Below are 16,661 nucleotides of genomic sequence, written 5' to 3'. Positions count from 1 at the left end.
ACGCTCTATTTTTAAAGAGTATAGTGTAATTCATCATGCTAAGCCCACTTGCCAGCGATTTGCAAATTTTAATTGACTTTCTTCGTGTTCCCACACCTGTTGCCTGGTTGGATGCAGCCTCGCAAAACCTACCTACTCTTTTAATTGATCATGCTCATTGTGAGCGAAAAGCAGCAGCTACTGCCGTTAATTTCATTAGTAAATATCCGGAAAGACCAGAGCTTGTTGAAGTCATGTCACCATTGGCACGTGAAGAATTATTGCACTTCGAAAAAGTTATCAACCTAATGACCGAACGCCAAATTAGCTTTACTCCTTTACCGCCCTCAGATTACGCTCAAAAAATGCACAAACAGGTTACCAAAGGTGGTTGTATACAGCGATTATGCGATCAATTGATCGTAGGCGCTATTATAGAAGCACGCTCTTGTGAACGTTTTAATGCGCTCATCCCCGTACTTACCGATATGCAGTTAAAGAAATTCTATGCCTCTTTAGTAAAATCTGAAGCACGTCATTTTCAAGATTATTTGAATCTAGCCAAACTTTATGGCGGCAAAATTGATAAACGAGTGGAGTTTTTTTTACAGATTGAAAATGCGTTTATCAATTCAAAAGATAAGGTATTCCGCTTCCATAGCGGTATACCTCAATCAATTAGTTAAGGCCCTGTTGGACGAAAAGAATCATTTTCTTCTAACTTTAAAGCATGCATATCACTTAGATGGCTATGCAACCCTTTGGTAGGGTCTTTCTTCAAATTATCAAAAACAGTTTTATCGCTTAAGACTTGCCCAGTTGTCTTATGTGTTAAGCTGAAACGGCCTTCGGGATCATTAGGAATTCTTTGAAGTCGATAATTATTCTTATCAGCCCAACTAAACAAAGCCATATCAAACAGCCTTTGGTCTCTTCCACCAACAGGTTGACCATTAACTACTGCTTGGGATTTGATCTGCCCAGTATCATCCATAGCAACATGATAGCTAACTTGGGGTTTTACGTTTAACACATCTTTTTTTGTCTTATCCCAGAAGGGATTAGGGAGATCTGTATTACCAGTCCATTTAGCGAGTGCTTCCTGAAAAACTTTAAGATGATTGGCTATACGGTTCATCCCGGTTTCCCATTGGTAATAAGCCTCAGATTTTCCATCAAGAAGCTCTTGACAATTTTTATCAACCTGTTCCCACAGTTGAGCACTTTCTTTATTTGTTTTTTCGTTATACAGAGCTTTCTTTAAGTGTTTTTGGTTCGCTATTTGCGCTTCATTATTCTGTGTATTTAGCGCAGTCTGCTGTCGCATTACCGATTCACTAAAGGTCTTAGGTGGTTCTGGTGGTTTCTTTTTGAAAGGATTTACCATTGTGCTCTCCTTTATACGGGGCGAATAAAATTAAAGCCATTTGTATTATCATAACACAGTAGACTCGGACTTTCATCCCAGTCACTTAAAACATACTGTTGATATATACTATTATTATACTGATAATTTATTAAGCCTGGCTTATGCGTATGTCCGTGAACTAAAATATTTATATGCTGTTTTAGCATGTGCTGAAGCATAGACTCCACTACTACATCCATTTCTATGGCCGTTTTAGTCCTATTGGTTTGGCTATGCTGCCTTACTTTATTCACTATTTTGTTTCGTAATGAAAAAGGTAAGCATAAGAAAATCTTAGCAAACCAGCGATTCCTAGTTAGTCTTCTAAATCTTTGGTGTGCTTTATCTAAAGTACAGTATCGGTCCCCATGTGCTAACATAATAGATTTCTTTTGAAGCTCTACTGCAGCGTGTTTCGAAAGAGGTCTAATGTCAGAGTCGAATGTAAGAATAGCAGGCTCTGAAAGTATAGTCATGCCTGCTAAATCAGCAAATTTCTTGCCTAATAAAAAATCACGATTTCCGTGGAGGTAGTAAATAAGAACTTTTTGTTGAGCTAGCCAAGCTAGTCGCTGTGCGATTGTTTTACTCCAAGCATCGAGCCCATCATCTCCAGGCCAAGCATGAAAAAAATCGCCAAGAATATAAACAGCTTTTGTATGAGCAGCAGCCCAATCAATAAAAGCATTAAACCGAGCATTAATTTCAGCTTCCGCTGGGTGTAAGTGCAAATCTGAAATAAAAACAGCATCTAACATAGTGCTTCTATCTGAATGTGCTCATCTTGCAAATAAATCTGACAAGGTCCAGTATGGGATTCTATGGCATCACTTAAGCGATAAAATCCGGCAATCGAAACAAGTTCTGCTTCTAACGAATGACAAAAAATACGTGCTTGCTTATCTCCTGAGATGCCTGCCAAAGCCCGGCCTCTCAAAGCACCGTAAACATGAATATTGCCATCAGCAAGTAATTCAGCACCATGGCTTACAGAAGCAGTAATGACTAAATCGCCTCCCTTGCTCACTACTTGTTGTCCCGAACGTACAGGAGTAGTTAATAATTTTGTTTTAATAGGTTCAACATTTGCAGACTCTTGTACGGATTCCTCAAGAAGAGGTTTGTCATGAGCTGATGAAGCATTTAATACGGCTAATCCCTGGCATTGCGCCAAAGTAGCTAATAATGGACTTGCTCCTTGAATAGCAACCGGCAACAGATTATGTTCACGCATGCAGCGGCAAAAAGCTTGCAAATCAATATCCCCTTCTTCTACAGCACTACAGTCCAATACAACTGGTGTTTTGTCAAAAAGACGAGGCGCTTTTGCAATCACCTCAATGAGCTGCTGCTCAAAAAGAGCGCAATTTCGGCTTAATAATTGCAAAACTGTAAATGTATATAATCTACCCTTAAGCTTAAAAGCCTGTGATTTCAATAAATTATCAACCATAATCACGATATCCATCACCCTGTTTTTTGTTTATACTATCATGAGGGGATTAATAACAGAAGGATATAAACGTGGATAAAGTTTGGTTAGAACATTACCAAAAGGGCGTTCCTCACACTATTGATGCTAATGAATACGAATCTATAGTAGCTTTATTTGAAGAGTCTTGTCGTAAATATTCATCTCAAGTTGCCTATGTCAACTTAGGTAGCTCTATAACCTATGCAGAACTATATAAGAAAAGTACCCAATTTGCCATTTATCTGCAGCAATTAGGCTTAAAAAAAGGGGCACGTGTTGCCATTATGATGCCCAATGTATTGCAATACCCCATTGCTTTATTTGGAATTTTAAAGGCAGGATATGTTGTAGTTAACACCAATCCACTTTATACCAGCGATGAAGTTATTCATCAAATGAATGACTCTGGTGCAGAGGCTATTATTGTTCTTGCTAATTTCGCAAAAACAGTTGAGAAAGCATTACCTAACACGAAAATTAAACATGTGGTTATTACTCAAATTGGAGACGTTTTTCCATTTATCAAGAAAACTATTGTCAATGCAGTAGTCAAATATATAAAAAAAATGGTACCCAGTTATCATATTCCCCATGCCATTCCTTTTAATCAAGCTTTGCAACAAGGTGAGTCAGGTCACTTAGAGCCTGCTCAACTTGACCATCAATCCATTGCTTTTCTGCAATATACAGGAGGAACAACTGGCGTTGCCAAAGGGGCAATTTTAACCCATGGGAATATGGTTGCTAATGTATTACAGGCCTATTCATGGATAGCTCCCTTAGCAATAGACGGCGAAGATATCATCGTAACTGCACTTCCCCTGTACCATATTTTCTCGCTAACAGCGAACTGTTTAACATTTCTTAAAGCAGGTGCAAAAAATATTTTAATCACCAATCCTCGAGATATTCCCCATTTTATATCAGAAATTAAAAACAGTAATTTTACAGCCATTACCGGTGTCAATACTTTATTCAATGCACTTTTAAATAATCCTCGCTTTAACGAAATCAACTTTTCAAAACTTAAGCTTGCACTCTCAGGTGGGATGGCATTACAAAAAAGTGTTGCCTTAAGATGGAAAGACAAAACAAAAACTCGTGTGCTTGAAGCTTATGGACTCACAGAAACCAGCCCTGCAGTGACTATCAATCCGATGTATCTTGAGGAATATAATGGTAGTATCGGCCTGCCCCTACCCTCTACTGAAATTACTATTCGTGACACCATGGATAAAGAAGTTGCTCCTGGACAGGCTGGCGAGTTATGTGTCAAAGGCCCTCAAGTAATGGCTGGATACTGGCAGAGACCTGATGAAACTGCTTTGGTCTTTACTGCCGATGGCTTCTTAAAAACAGGTGATATTGCCCGTGTGGATGAAAATGGTTATGTCTATCTTGTTGACCGCAAAAAAGACATGATTGATGTTTCAGGTTTCAATGTCTACCCCAATGAAGTTGAACAGGTCATTAGCATGCATCCTGGAGTACTTGAGGTAGGTGTCGTAGGTGTGATCGATGAGGATTCAGGTGAACGAGTTAAAGCTTGTATCGTTAAGCGTGATCCAAATTTAACAGCTGAAGAAATTATTGCCTATTGTCGTGAACATCTAACCGCTTACAAAATCCCGAAAATTATCGAGTTTTATAGTGAGTTACCTAAAACTAATGTTGGTAAAGTGTTACGACGAGCTTTAAAAACGGAAGAAGTCTCAGCTGCTTAATTATTTTTCACGCAAAATCTAATGCCCCGCGGTTAAAATCGTGGGACATTAGGACAAACACTCAGTTCAAACTTGATATGCCTTTATTTCTGAGTGCAAAGTTGCTTCATGATACGAGCGGTTGCTCCCCAAACAAAATGTGAACTTGCAGTGTATTGACAACTTTTAATATGAAGACCATCACGAGTTACTACAATTTCTTGATAATGTTTAATGTTTTTTACTTCGTCCATAGGCAAATTGAAAACATCAATGACTTCATTGCTATCAGGAAAATAAGGAAGTAACGACTCCAAAGAAGCATACCATGGATAAATTAGAAAGCCTGTTAAAGTACGTTCCGGAGCCATAGCCATTGGAGATTTTACCCTTAATGAGGGTATTCCTAACTCTTCATGTAATTCTCTTAATGCAGTTGCATAAAGACTCTCATCGCCCTCTTGCCATCTCCCTCCAGGAAAACAAACCTCTCCCGGATGATGTCGTAATTTTAAGCTTCGTTGAGTTAAGATTAATGAATCATTTGAAAGATCATGCAGCACAAGAACGGAGGCTGTTCTTCGTAAAACAGTTTTATCTAGCGTTTCGAATCCCATTTAGAATCGCAGCAATTTTAGTATAACATTCACAGTATTCATCTTCCCAGTTGGAGTCAATAACTATCCCCCCTCCAGCTGCAAGATGTAACATTTCATTTCTGGCAATAACAGTACGTATTGCGATATTACTGTCAAAACGACCATGGCTAGAAAAATAAACAATACTTCCACAATAAACGCTACGGCTATAAAGCTCCTGCTCAGCAATGACACGCATGGACTCTAACTTAGGAGCACCAGTTATAGATCCTCCGGGAAAACAAGCTTTAAAGGCTTGTAATGGTAATACCTCTTCTCTACGAAGGGCCTCAATATGACTAACCAAATGATGCACTGCAGGAAAACTCTGAATTTCGCATAAGCTTTTGACCAAAACAGAACCCGGGCAAGCGATTTTCCCTAAATCATTTCGCAATAAATCAACAATCATGACATTTTCAGCCCGGTTTTTACTACTTGCAACCAAGCTCTCTTGTAATTGTTTATCAATCACCGGATCTGTTGCGCGCTTTTCGGAGCCTTTAATCGGTGATGTCAGCAATAAATTGTTATCAAGCATTAAAAATCGTTCTGGAGAAAAACTTAAGATATCGCCTTCTTCATGGTGTAAAAATGCAGAGTATGGAACAGGATTCTTATTACGGACCTGCTTATACATCTCCCAAGCATCCCCTTCATAGACAGCATTAAACGGCTGCGTATAATTTACTTGATAACACCGCCCATCCTGCAAATTTTTATAAATTGCTTTAAATGCATCATGATATTGTGATCTAGAAATAACGGGACTAAACACCGCCTTCAATTTGAACGTTTCATTCTCAGCTCCATTCAAATTCCAAAGTGCTAAAATTTCCTTAGTTATAGACATCGTTTCAGGACGTGTATTAGCCGAAAATAAAATTACCTTTTTCAAATGATGATCAGTAATGATAGCCCAGTCATAAAAACCAATATTCATTAAAGGCATTTCTTTTAAACTGGCATGTGGTGCAGAATGGATATTAGATAGTTTTGCTCCCAAATCATAAGAAAAATAACCTATAGCCCCCCCTTGAAAAGGTAAGTCGATGGTTTTAGTCGTCGTGGGCATCAATTCCTGCACTCGTTCAAAAACCATTTCTATACAAGAAGAATTTTGTTCAAGTTTAACTTGTTCGTATGGATAAGCACTTAAAATATCATAGCGTCCATGCTTCCTATCACTACTTTCTAGAAGAACAAAACTAGGAAGCTTAGCCAAATTTTGATAATTTTTAAGCAAGTTATCCGTATAATTCAGATTAAATATTGTAGAAACAGTCATAACAAACCCTTTTTGTACAAATTTTCAATAAAAAACCTTTACACAAGTGGCTCAACATTGTACAGTTGGCATCATTTTCCTCACCTTTGGAATTTTATGAAAATTTGTTTTAGCTCGATCACTTATACAAACGGCCATCCCTTCATTTGGGATTATAATCCAGAGACTCATAAAGCAGTCTGTACCCTAGAGTTAACGAGTGCTGATGAAGTCTATGAGAAATCCGACCTAATCGAATACCTTAAAAAGTTTAACGGCATTACTGTCAATAGTGAAGGAAATGTCGTCATTGAAGACATGAAGACATTTGTTAAAACAAATCAGATGAGATTTATTCACGAAATAAGCGATATAAAAAAATTACATTCCCCTACACGTACACCTTCATTTTTTAAATCTAAAGAAACAACGAATGATAGCGGGAAATCCAGTTCCCTAATAGATGAGGAGCACCCACAAGGGCTCCATGTAGAAACGTTTATTTCTCGCAAAACATCTCCAGGAGAATGGGGGAATACACTTAGTTGCTTAAACTACTTCAGTGAAAAAAATAAATCAGATGCAAGTACCCGTCAGGTTGATTTAATTCAATCCGAACTCGATCTAGTAAAAGGACTTCAATATCTAAAAAACGATAACATTTATCCTATAAAGAAGAAGCAAATGGAAATTATTTGCGTGCTCTTTAATGAAATTCTAAGTCCCCTTTACGAAGAAATAGCAGATAGCGAAGATCTTCCACCCAAATTTGCTGCCTATTTGCGCAATATGGTAGAAAAAGTCATGCTTAATGAACGCTTCAACTTAGGCCCAACTTCTTATGAAAAATTGCCGCAAGAAGAAAGGGAGAAATTATTTAACGATAGTCATGAGTTTGATTTTGCTGTTCAGCAAGAGCGTATTGCTCGTGTCAACATTATGCTAAGAGGCCTCATCTTTTTCATCGCTTCCGATATGAAGGCTCAGCAATTGACACAGGATATTGACATTGTGAAGCGATTGGAATTGTTAAAATATAAATTAGATACTAAAGCTCAGATATTTTTTGCTGAACAACTTAATCTTTTAAGAGAATTAACAGTCGAATCGGGACGACTTGAATATGAATTTGACCTTCGTATGAAAACAATGCAGGAGCAAATTTCCAATAAGGTAGTATCTATTGGTCACTTCTCTTCTTGTTACCAATTAATTCATGAAATCTATCAATTAAAATTGCAAGGTCATAAGAAAGAGACCTCTATCAGTGCTTTAACTGAAGAAACTGTGAAAGGACTTATTCTTGCAATTAGAGAAACTTGCTTAGGCAAATCTAACGCCAAAGGACATATTGGTATAGTCCAAAGTTGTGATAGCGATTTCTACCTAACTAAAGCCTTGATAGGAAAATTATCTAATCAATTAAGTGAACACTTAAGCTCTAAAAAAGTCAAAAAGAAGGATTTAGTTTCTGAAACAGTAAATTTTGTTATGGACTTTATTGAGAAGCAACTGGAAGAGCTTGCGCATTCGCATGAGCAAACTAAACAGGAAGACCCCAGGACAAATTTATACGTTATTTGATAGATTTGCCGATAGTCCCTAGTTTTTAGAAGCAATTGTGAGTATCCTATGGCGGCGTTGTTAACAAGGAGACAGCCGTGACAACAGTCGCCCATTTTGAAATACCTTTTATCCAGTTCATTAATGAACGGGGTGAACCTTCAAGCACTTTGCCTTCCTTTGCTACCAATAAAAATGTTTTGAAGGAATTATATAGTGTAATGGTTCGCACCAGGGCTTTTGATAAAAAAGCCATTGCCCTTCAGCGCACAGGTAAAATGGGAACTTATGCACCGATAAATGGCCAAGAAGCGATCTCAACAGCTATTGGTCATGCCATGCACAAAAAAGATGTGTTTGTACCCTACTATCGTGATTATGCAGCCCAATTTCAGCGTGGTGTAAAAATGTCTGAAATTTTAGCCTACTGGGGCGGTGATGAACGAGGCAGTCAGTTTGCTTGTAACTCAGAAGATTTACCTATTTGTGTTCCCATTGCCTCACAATGTTTACATGCAGCAGGTGTGGCTTTTGCTTTCCAATATCGCAATCAACCCCGCGTTGCTGTGGTTTGTCTTGGAGAAGGAGGCACTTCTGAAGGCGATTTTTATGAAGCAATGAATGTTGCCGGAACCTGGAAGTTACCCGTTGTATTTGTTGTCAATAACAATCAATGGGCTATTTCAGTGCCTTTATCAAAACAAACTGCCTCGCAAACAGTTGCGCAAAAAGCGATTGCTGCTGGATTTGACGGCATTCAAATTGATGGCAATGATATCTTAGCTTGCCGTCAAGTTATTGGTGATGCCATTGAAAAGGCTCGTCGAGGTGAAGGTCCCACATTGATTGAAGCATTAACTTATAGACTCTGCGATCACACAACTGCTGATGATGCGACTCGTTACCAACCCTGCGAAGAGGTTGAACAAGCCAAACTAAAAGAACCCATAAGTCGATTTAAGCATTACCTAGAACAGCAGCAGATGTGGGATGCAAACCAAGAAGAAGCTTTACTACAAGAGAGTCGTGAGGTTATTGAGCAAGCGGTTAATGAGTATATGAGTCAGCCTCCTCAACCAATTAGTAGTATATTTGATTATCATTTTGCTGAATTGCCTGACTATTTAATTGAACAACGTGCAATAGCCATGGAGGATACAGCTCATGCCTGATATAACTCTTGTTGAAGCAGTTACCCAAGCACTTGCTTATGAACTTGCTAATGACGAAAACGTTGTTGTCTTTGGTGAAGATGTTGGTAAAAATGGCGGTGTATTTCGTGCTACGATAGGTCTACAGGAGCGTTTTGGTGAACGTCGTGTATTCGACTCTCCACTAGCTGAATCAATGATTGCTGGCCTGGCTGTAGGGATGTCCTTACAAGGCATGAAACCTGTTGCGGAATTCCAATTTATGGGTTTTATTTATCCGGCAATGAATCAAATTATTTCTCATGCAGCACGAATGCGCAACAGAACACGAGGAAGATTGCATTGCCCTCTCGTATTTCGTGCCCCTTTCGGCGGTGGTATTCGCGCTCCCGAACATCACTCAGAAAGCACAGAGGCATTATTCGCTCATATTCCGGGATTACAGGTCGTTATTCCTTCCTCACCTAAAAGAGCTTATGGATTATTGTTAGCTGCTATTAGAAATCCTGACCCTGTTATTTTCCTTGAACCCAAGCGAATTTACAGACTAGTTAAACAACCCGTGGAAGATAATGGCCAAGCTTTACCCTTAGGTAAATGTTTTACTTTACAAGAAGGAGAAGATGTTACTTTAGTTAGTTGGGGAGCCAGTATGCACGAAACCTTGCAGGCAGCTAAACAACTAAAGGATGAGGGAATCTCTTGTGAAGTCATCGATGTTGCGACAATAAAACCTCTTGATATGGAAACCATCATGGCCTCTGTGGAGAAAACAGGACGCTGTGTGATTGTACATGAAGGTGCAAAAACTTGCGGCGTAGGTGCCGAAATTTCTGCACAACTGATGGAAAACTTGTTATCTGACTTATTGGCACCCGTTCAACGAGTAACAGGATACGATACAGTGATGCCCTATTTCCAATTGGAAAAAAATTATATCCCGAGTGTTTCCCGTATTAAAGACAGTGTCATGAGCATAATGGAGTGATGATGAATATATTCAATTTACCTGATTTGGGCGAAGGTTTGCCTGATGCTGAAATTCATGAATGGTTTGTAAAAGAAGGTGATACAGTCCAAGTTGATCAGCCTCTGGCTTCAATGGAAACTGCTAAAGCTGTTGTGGATGTACCCTGTCCTCAAAGTGGGACCATTGTCAAATTATTTGGTAAGCCTGGTGATGTTATTAAAACCGGAGAACCTTTAGTCGGCTTTGCAGAGACTGAGTCTGCACGCTCTGATAAAGGAACAGTAGTTGGTAACCTTGAAGAAAGCACAGACATTAGTGAAGATAATTTTGTAATCGGCGCAAGTCATTCAACGTCTCAACGAGTTAGAGCCACACCCGCTGTTCGATTACTTGCGAAAAGACTTGGTGTTGAAATCAAATCTCTGTCTGGCACAGGTGAGCATGGAGTTATTACCCGTGAAGATGTGCAAATGGCCGCAGACAAGAAAGCTCAATTACCTGAAGGTTATGAAGCATTACGTGGAGTGCGTCGAGCAATGTTAAGCAGCATGGTACAATCCCACCAAGAGGTTGTACCCGTTAGCATTTTTGATGAGGCAGACATTGAGTGTTGGTTACCACAAAACGACATTACTGTTCGCCTTATTAAGGCAATCGTTTCTGCCTGTAAAAAAGAACCAGCACTGAATTCCTGGTTTAATACAAGTCATAGTGCCCGCAAATGTTTTACAGAAGTTAACTTAGGCTTGGCAATGGATAGCACCGATGGTTTATTTGTACCAGTCATTCATGATGCAGCCAAGCACAGTGATGCACAATTGCGAGAGATGATTAACGGCTATAAAAAAGATGTGCAAAATCGTACAGTAGCTGCAGAAAACTTAAAAGGTGCAACGATTACTCTATCAAATTTTGGAAAATTTGCTGGTCGTTTTGCAAGTCCAATCATTGTGCCACCTATGGTTGCTATTTTGGCAGTAGGACGCTTATATGAAGGAGTTATTGCTAATCCAGGGGGCGAGATTGAAAAACATCGTTTATTACCCTTATCTTTAAGTTTTGATCATCGCGCGGTCACTGGTGGTGAAGCAACACGATTTTTAGGCGCTGTAATCGAGTCTTTACAGAAGCCCTAAAGTAGCTCTTATTACAAGATTAGACTATTTACTATTTAGTCTAATCTTGTGACAGATCTACAAATTTCTAGGCAGCAGGAGCAGCATCTGCGACCTTTGAAACAGCCACATCGAGTTCCTGAATATGCTGCAAACGTTTGGTATCACCAAAGAACGAAGCACGGCCTGTGAGTAACTTATGGACTCCTAGAGCGACTCCTACAGTAAGTAATGCAGCAACCATATTAACTACGAATGGCTTCCAGAACGCTCGATGTTTAGACATAATATCATCCTGACTATGTAAATTTTCTATAAAATCAGCATGAAAGGCAGCATACTCACCCGAAGATAATGCTTTATTAGACTGTTGGATGACCACCCTATCAACTTTTCCACGTAAAGTAGCTGCTAAATTGGTAGCGACTTCACCATCTTGACCGCCAATTTTTTCTCCGTGTCGCTCAAGACGCTCTATCTTAAGGTATAAATTAACAAACTCCTTATACAACAAAGGATAAGTGACTTCAGTCTGTTCAAGCCTTTCTAATACTTGTTCTTTCGTATAAATTGTCTCTGATTCCTCAGTAGTAGTATAGTTATCCTGGGCAACAGGTAATTTTTTATCTAAGACTTTAATATTGATAACTAATCGACTCAGTAAAGATTGCAAGGTAAGCCCTGAATAGTTACCTCTCTCTTGAGCAATGTACTCCAGAACTGATCGGCTATCTCCTGAGTTTGCATATTGTTGTAATTTTTCTGATAAATCCTTGATAAATTCTTTTCGCTTTAAAGCATCCTGATTACTAATAAATCTATCTTTAAAACTATATTTTTCCGCTCGCTTTGTTTCGTAATTGTGTAAGTCTTGCATAAATTGCTCTGACAACTCCTGTCTTGACACCATACGTGCTCGTTGTCCTTCTAAAACTACAACACTTGATTTATATTGTTTATTGAGCTCAGCAATTTTATTTTGCACAATCTCTAAAATGTTTAAGCTCTCTTTGCTCGCTGGTTGTAATTTCTCTAAAACAACTTTAAGGTCAGATAACTCAGAATTTCTTGACGCAGATAAATAAGTCTCTAATTTTTTCAGCTCTAAATCATGATGCTCATAATTAACCCGAGTCTCGTCAAATATAATTTTTAGATGTTGAGTTTTTAGGTCAAGCTCTTCTCGATAACCTTCTAAAATCGCTTGAGTCTTTTGCAGCAAGAGATCATACAAATTCGTGCGAGTTAGTTGCAACTCAGAATCAACCTCAGGAATTACTGAACAGCTATTTTCATCCTTCTTACTGAGTTTTGCTAAATTATTACGCAGTAAGCCAATCGTTGTGAATGCAGAGATAATTGACTCGCTTTGCAGATTAAACTTTTCTAACAGCTGTTTTAAGGATAAAACGCTATCAAAATGCGATTGAGGAAGAGATTCAAGAGCCTCTGCAATGGAATTAAACTCTTCATTAAAGCGTGCCACCTTCATTTTTACAATTCGCTCTCCTGCTGTTTCTTGAAGAAAACTAATCGCAGTAATGCTGGGCAAATAATTATCAACATTGGTTGAGCTTTCTATCAATTTCTTCAATTCGGCCAATTCTTGGATAAGAGTACTAAATTGATTTTCTGCCTCTGTGCATTTGTTATCTAAATCTTTCCTATCAGAATTTAGAAGCTCATTTAAATTTTGATTGCCTGAAATTAATTTTTCAATTTTTTCAAGAATGCCTATCTCTGCACTTAAATCAGTCATGTCTTTTTTAAGTAACTTAAGTGCGTCCATAAGGGTTGCAATAGCCTTTTTTATTTCATCTTTCCTTTCTTGAGTGTGCTTCTCAATACTTTTACCAAGAAGAACTATATCGGCAGTCGCTTGTTTAATATTGTTCAATTGAGATCTGTGCTCATTAAACAGTTTGTTACTACTTATTGTGGTTTGGTGCCAAGTAATTTGTTTTTGAACCAACGCCTCTTGAGTACTTAGCTGTCCAGATAAACTTTCTAGGTTCTCAGTTAAATTTTTCACATCTACATTTAATATTTTTGCTAAAATCACTAAGCCAAAATCTCTTTTAAATGCAGTTTTAATTATATCTAAAATCTTTTTTTCTTTAGACTTCTCTGTTTCTATTGCTTCAGCATATATACTTTTTAAAACATTTAATTCTTTAAGTTTATCGATTTCTTTTGCAAGAGGTTCACCTGCATATTGACCATCCATGACCAATTTACTTACAGCAAAGAGCGCCTTTAAAGTTAACTCTTTGGATTTTAATTGCAGAATGATTGTTTCTTGCTGAGAGCAAGATTTTTCTGCCTCTGAAATTAAAGTATTTATCCAAGTTTCTGCTCCCCCAGCTTGATTAGACTCTAAACTTGCCGTTGTAAATAATTTATCAAATTCATCGGGGGTAGAAGAGGTTAATTTTAATATAGTCTCTTTATGGTTTGTTAGATTCTCAAGAAGAGCTTTAACCATAGATGCTCGGCTGCTTATCTCTTGTTGGAGTGGGTCGTCTACCTCTAATGAACTGTCCGATGATGCTACAACAAAAGCCTCTTGTTCTTTCATCTCCAGATTGTGTAATTGCTCTTTTATTTTCTCTTCTTCGCTAAGTTTTTCTGCAAGTAGCTTTTTCTTTTCTGCGAGTAACAATAGCAAGGCCTCTCGGTTGGCTGACTTCATATTTTCTTGGAAAGCTTTAGCAGCTTTTTCTTTTTCCAAATGTCCAATTAATTCTCGTTCTTGAGTTTTTAGCAGTCTCTGAGCTTTTAAAATTGCATTTTCAACGGTTGTAATTTTTTCTTTGCTGCTTTTGTAACCAGCAACAATTGAAGAATAAAGTTGAGGTTTTAGAGACTCAGGACAATAAAAAGGTGGGTTTAAACCTTCAAGCAAAGGATTAAGCTTGCTATGTAGGGTTGATAAACTCTCAATAGCTTGCTGCATAGCAGCTAAACCTTCCTCCAGCCCTTCAAGACTACTAAAGTCATTAATTTTTAAAAGATCTACATTCGGAATAGTTTGCGTAAACTTTTCCAATTGTTGAGCGATGCTGTCATTTTTTCTTTGATGATATTGTAGTATAAGATTTCCTTTCTGAGCCTGTAAGTTCTCAGCAAGTAGACTTTGCACAGGCGATAGAACAAAAAGCTGTCTTCCTTCTAAAATGATTTTTTCAGGGAGTGGGAAATTTGTATAGCTTGAATCAACGACATCAGTTGAAGTTAGTTGTTGTGTCAAACTAGGATACAATTTTATTAATTCGCCAAAATTTGTATTTTTATACACTTGCAATTTAAGCGTAATTTCTTTATCGAAAACCTTCAAGCATTCTTCAAGCTGTCTTTCTTCGCTAATCTCTCCATTTACTTTATTCTCAATATTTTCTAGGCATTGCGTAACTTTAATTTCACTCTGTTCTTTTTCAAGCTCAATAAAACTTTGAATGAGTTTCATTTTGAGACGCTCATTGCGCACATGGGGTGTATTACTATAATCATTAAAATAAGTTACCAACTCAGACGAAAGCAATAATGCCAATTCCACATCTCTATACTCTCTATAAAGTTGTTCGAAGTTGTAAACGCCATCATCCATTTTATAGACATAATCACTGGTGCCACTTTTCACGTGGGACAATTTAGGATTACTAAGTGCAGCTGGATTTAGAAAAGAGATGAATTCCTCTAACGACGGTGATACTTCTTCTATAGCCATCATGAGTTGAACTACTAATTCATAGAACGCTGGATGAACAACTTTAAAACCTACCGTCAAATCCTTTTTCCCAAAACCTGTTGCGAGTAGCTCTTTTAAAGTTTTCTCCAACTTGTTCTTATCAAAACCATTGTTTAAATACAGGGTAATATCGTAGTCATCAATGAGCTTATCAATTTCCTCTAGATAGATATTTAAATTTTTACAAGGCATTACCTCTTGATCAAAATTTTCCAAATTTTGTCTGATAACCGCCTTTAGTTCTTGCTTAAATTTTTCTGCCACTACTGGAGAAGAATTTTTTTTAGTTTCTCTGACATTCTCATACGTGCGTTGTAATATATCTGCTAAATTCTTTTTTAACGATTTATAGATAATATAGCGAATAGAACCTAGGTCCATCTTAATTTTATCGATCTCACCATCTAAACTCCAAATGTCTTTATCTGTAAGTAGAGATAGTGCTCCAGGATCCTTACCTTTATCAAATTTAGGCGCAATCTTATGGAACAACTCTATTGCTTTTATAATAGCGGCTAGTTGTTTTTGTGTGAATTCTGTTTCGGGGCTTGGCTTTTCTTCAGAAGTTTGAGAGATGAGTTTTGATTGAAGCGATTCTACAATGGACTTAAGTCGTGCTGCAAATTTCCCAAGGCCACTTGCGTCGATTGTTGTGTAATCCCCTTGCTTTACTCTGCGCCCCATTATTTCCCCAACAATATCCAAACTGAAGATATAGTTTACTTAACTAATCTTAAGTAATTATTAAGATTTTACTTTAATTAAATGGACTCCTTTGTGCCGGACAATTTTTTAAAAGACAGTCTCTGTTGATTTAAAAAGAATCCAATTTGAAAAATTTTGGAACAATTTTGTATTGATTCTAGAATTAGTAAGCAAATCTCTACGATGATCTAAGCCCAAGCGAAAAAAGCTATGTTTTGGTCTTTTTTGATTGCGTAATTTTTTAAGCGGAATAGGCTTGATAGATGCTCTCCATTCGTGAATTCGATGGGCCCAAACAAATCCCAAAGCGAGTAAAACGAAGAGTTTTTCGATGCGTTTAGGCTCAATAATCCGGGTATCTTCAAACCGCCATCCCTTTGTTTTTAGTGCAGCAAAAAGCGTTTCGATCGCGAGAGTTTTTGCTTCCTGCTAAATAAAGAGATTAGCCAAAAACCTGAACTTTCATACCAAATATCTGTTGCTGATATGGTGCTAGATGGTTGAATAACTGAGCTGAAGTTTTAAATTTCCTCTTTCCAACACAAATGTCTACGTTACCTTTAATCCGTAAATAAAAGGGTATTTTCTCTGCTACAAGCCATGAAATGAATGTTTTGTTAGGAAATTCACGGTCACCAAGTACTTCTTGGATTGAGTCTTTACCAAAAATATTAATAAACGGCAAGCTCACTTAAATTAACACTCCTCACTACAAATAGTGCTAATAACATTTGCGCAAAACAATTAACTCGCTGATATATTCATATATGCTCCTTTTTCGTCGAAGCTGAGTATAAATCAGCGCGTTATTCTTAATCCCCCTAACTTTCTTTACCTATTTCATTCATTTTTTGTCCGGCACAAGATGGACGCGTAAGGTTTTTCTATACGTTAATTAATAACCAAAAATAATTGAATAATAATGGATTATTTTCTTGGC

At 37.7% G+C, this 16,661-nt stretch carries 13 protein-coding genes; 6 read left to right on the top strand and 7 right to left on the bottom strand.

Annotation, left to right across the window (positions count from 1 at the left end):
* The first annotated feature begins 35 nt into the window (after window positions 1–35).
* Window positions 36–665: a MiaE family protein gene (locus Lbru_RS03270; RefSeq protein ID WP_058440743.1), complete on the top strand. Its 630-nt coding sequence runs from the start codon at window positions 36–38 to the stop codon at window positions 663–665.
* On the opposite strand, the gene Lbru_RS03265 is transcribed toward Lbru_RS03270, so the two are convergent.
* The 3 genes from Lbru_RS03265 to minC are packed head-to-tail and all read right to left on the bottom strand — an operon-like array spanning window position 662 to window position 2,840.
* On the bottom strand, window positions 662–1,366 hold the full coding sequence (locus Lbru_RS03265; RefSeq protein WP_058440742.1) for a hypothetical protein: 705 nt from the start codon (window positions 1,364–1,366) through the stop codon (window positions 662–664). The genes Lbru_RS03270 and Lbru_RS03265 overlap by 4 nt on opposite strands.
* Before the next feature lie 11 nt (window positions 1,367–1,377).
* A complete protein-coding gene (locus tag Lbru_RS03260; protein WP_058440741.1) occupies window positions 1,378–2,145 on the bottom strand; it encodes a UDP-2,3-diacylglucosamine diphosphatase in 768 nt (255 codons plus the stop codon).
* Window positions 2,139–2,840 (bottom strand): septum site-determining protein MinC, encoded by a 702-nt coding sequence (minC, locus tag Lbru_RS03255; protein WP_058440740.1) that lies wholly within the window; start codon window positions 2,838–2,840, stop codon window positions 2,139–2,141. The genes Lbru_RS03260 and minC overlap by 7 nt, the downstream gene beginning before the upstream one ends.
* A 71-nt stretch (window positions 2,841–2,911) precedes the next feature.
* Between minC and Lbru_RS03250 the strand changes: the two genes are divergently transcribed.
* Entirely contained in the window at window positions 2,912–4,585 is a 1,674-nt protein-coding gene (locus Lbru_RS03250; protein WP_058440739.1) for an AMP-binding protein, read from the top strand.
* 83 nt (window positions 4,586–4,668) lie between these two features.
* Here the strand turns inward: Lbru_RS03250 and Lbru_RS03245 are convergent, their stop codons facing one another.
* Window positions 4,669–5,181 (bottom strand): NUDIX hydrolase, encoded by a 513-nt coding sequence (locus tag Lbru_RS03245; RefSeq protein WP_065235413.1) that lies wholly within the window; start codon window positions 5,179–5,181, stop codon window positions 4,669–4,671.
* Window positions 5,159–6,490 (bottom strand): aminodeoxychorismate synthase component I, encoded by a 1,332-nt coding sequence (gene pabB, locus Lbru_RS03240; protein ID WP_058440738.1) that lies wholly within the window; start codon window positions 6,488–6,490, stop codon window positions 5,159–5,161. The genes Lbru_RS03245 and pabB overlap by 23 nt, the downstream gene beginning before the upstream one ends.
* 96 nt (window positions 6,491–6,586) lie before the next feature.
* Between pabB and Lbru_RS03235 the strand changes: the two genes are divergently transcribed.
* From Lbru_RS03235 to Lbru_RS03220, 4 genes are all read left to right on the top strand, one after another.
* Window positions 6,587–8,053, top strand: a complete 1,467-nt coding sequence (locus Lbru_RS03235; protein WP_058440737.1) for a hypothetical protein — start codon at window positions 6,587–6,589, stop codon at window positions 8,051–8,053.
* A 77-nt stretch (window positions 8,054–8,130) separates the two neighbouring features.
* Window positions 8,131–9,204: a pyruvate dehydrogenase (acetyl-transferring) E1 component subunit alpha gene (gene pdhA, locus Lbru_RS03230; RefSeq protein ID WP_058440736.1), complete on the top strand. Its 1,074-nt coding sequence runs from the start codon at window positions 8,131–8,133 to the stop codon at window positions 9,202–9,204.
* Complete coding sequence (locus Lbru_RS03225) at window positions 9,197–10,171, top strand: alpha-ketoacid dehydrogenase subunit beta (protein WP_058440735.1); 975 nt, start codon at window positions 9,197–9,199, stop codon at window positions 10,169–10,171. Before pdhA ends, Lbru_RS03225 begins: the two co-directional genes overlap by 8 nt.
* Window positions 10,172–10,173: 2 nt before the next feature.
* Window positions 10,174–11,289, top strand: coding sequence for a dihydrolipoamide acetyltransferase family protein (locus Lbru_RS03220; protein WP_058440734.1), 1,116 nt, complete (start codon window positions 10,174–10,176; stop codon window positions 11,287–11,289).
* Between the two features lie 67 nt (window positions 11,290–11,356).
* Here the strand turns inward: Lbru_RS03220 and Lbru_RS03215 are convergent, their stop codons facing one another.
* Window positions 11,357–15,700, bottom strand: a complete 4,344-nt coding sequence (locus tag Lbru_RS03215) for a coiled-coil domain-containing protein (RefSeq protein ID WP_058440733.1) — start codon at window positions 15,698–15,700, stop codon at window positions 11,357–11,359.
* Between the two features lie 463 nt (window positions 15,701–16,163).
* Window positions 16,164–16,412, bottom strand: a complete 249-nt coding sequence (locus tag Lbru_RS17695; RefSeq protein ID WP_058440732.1) for a hypothetical protein — start codon at window positions 16,410–16,412, stop codon at window positions 16,164–16,166.
* Window positions 16,413–16,661 lie beyond the last annotated feature (249 nt).

The organism is Legionella brunensis (genome assembly GCF_001467025.1).
GTDB classification, from domain to species: Bacteria; Pseudomonadota; Gammaproteobacteria; order Legionellales; family Legionellaceae; genus Tatlockia; species Tatlockia brunensis.
The sequence above is the reverse complement of the archived record's forward strand: the minus strand, read 5'-3'. Positions and strand labels throughout refer to the sequence as shown.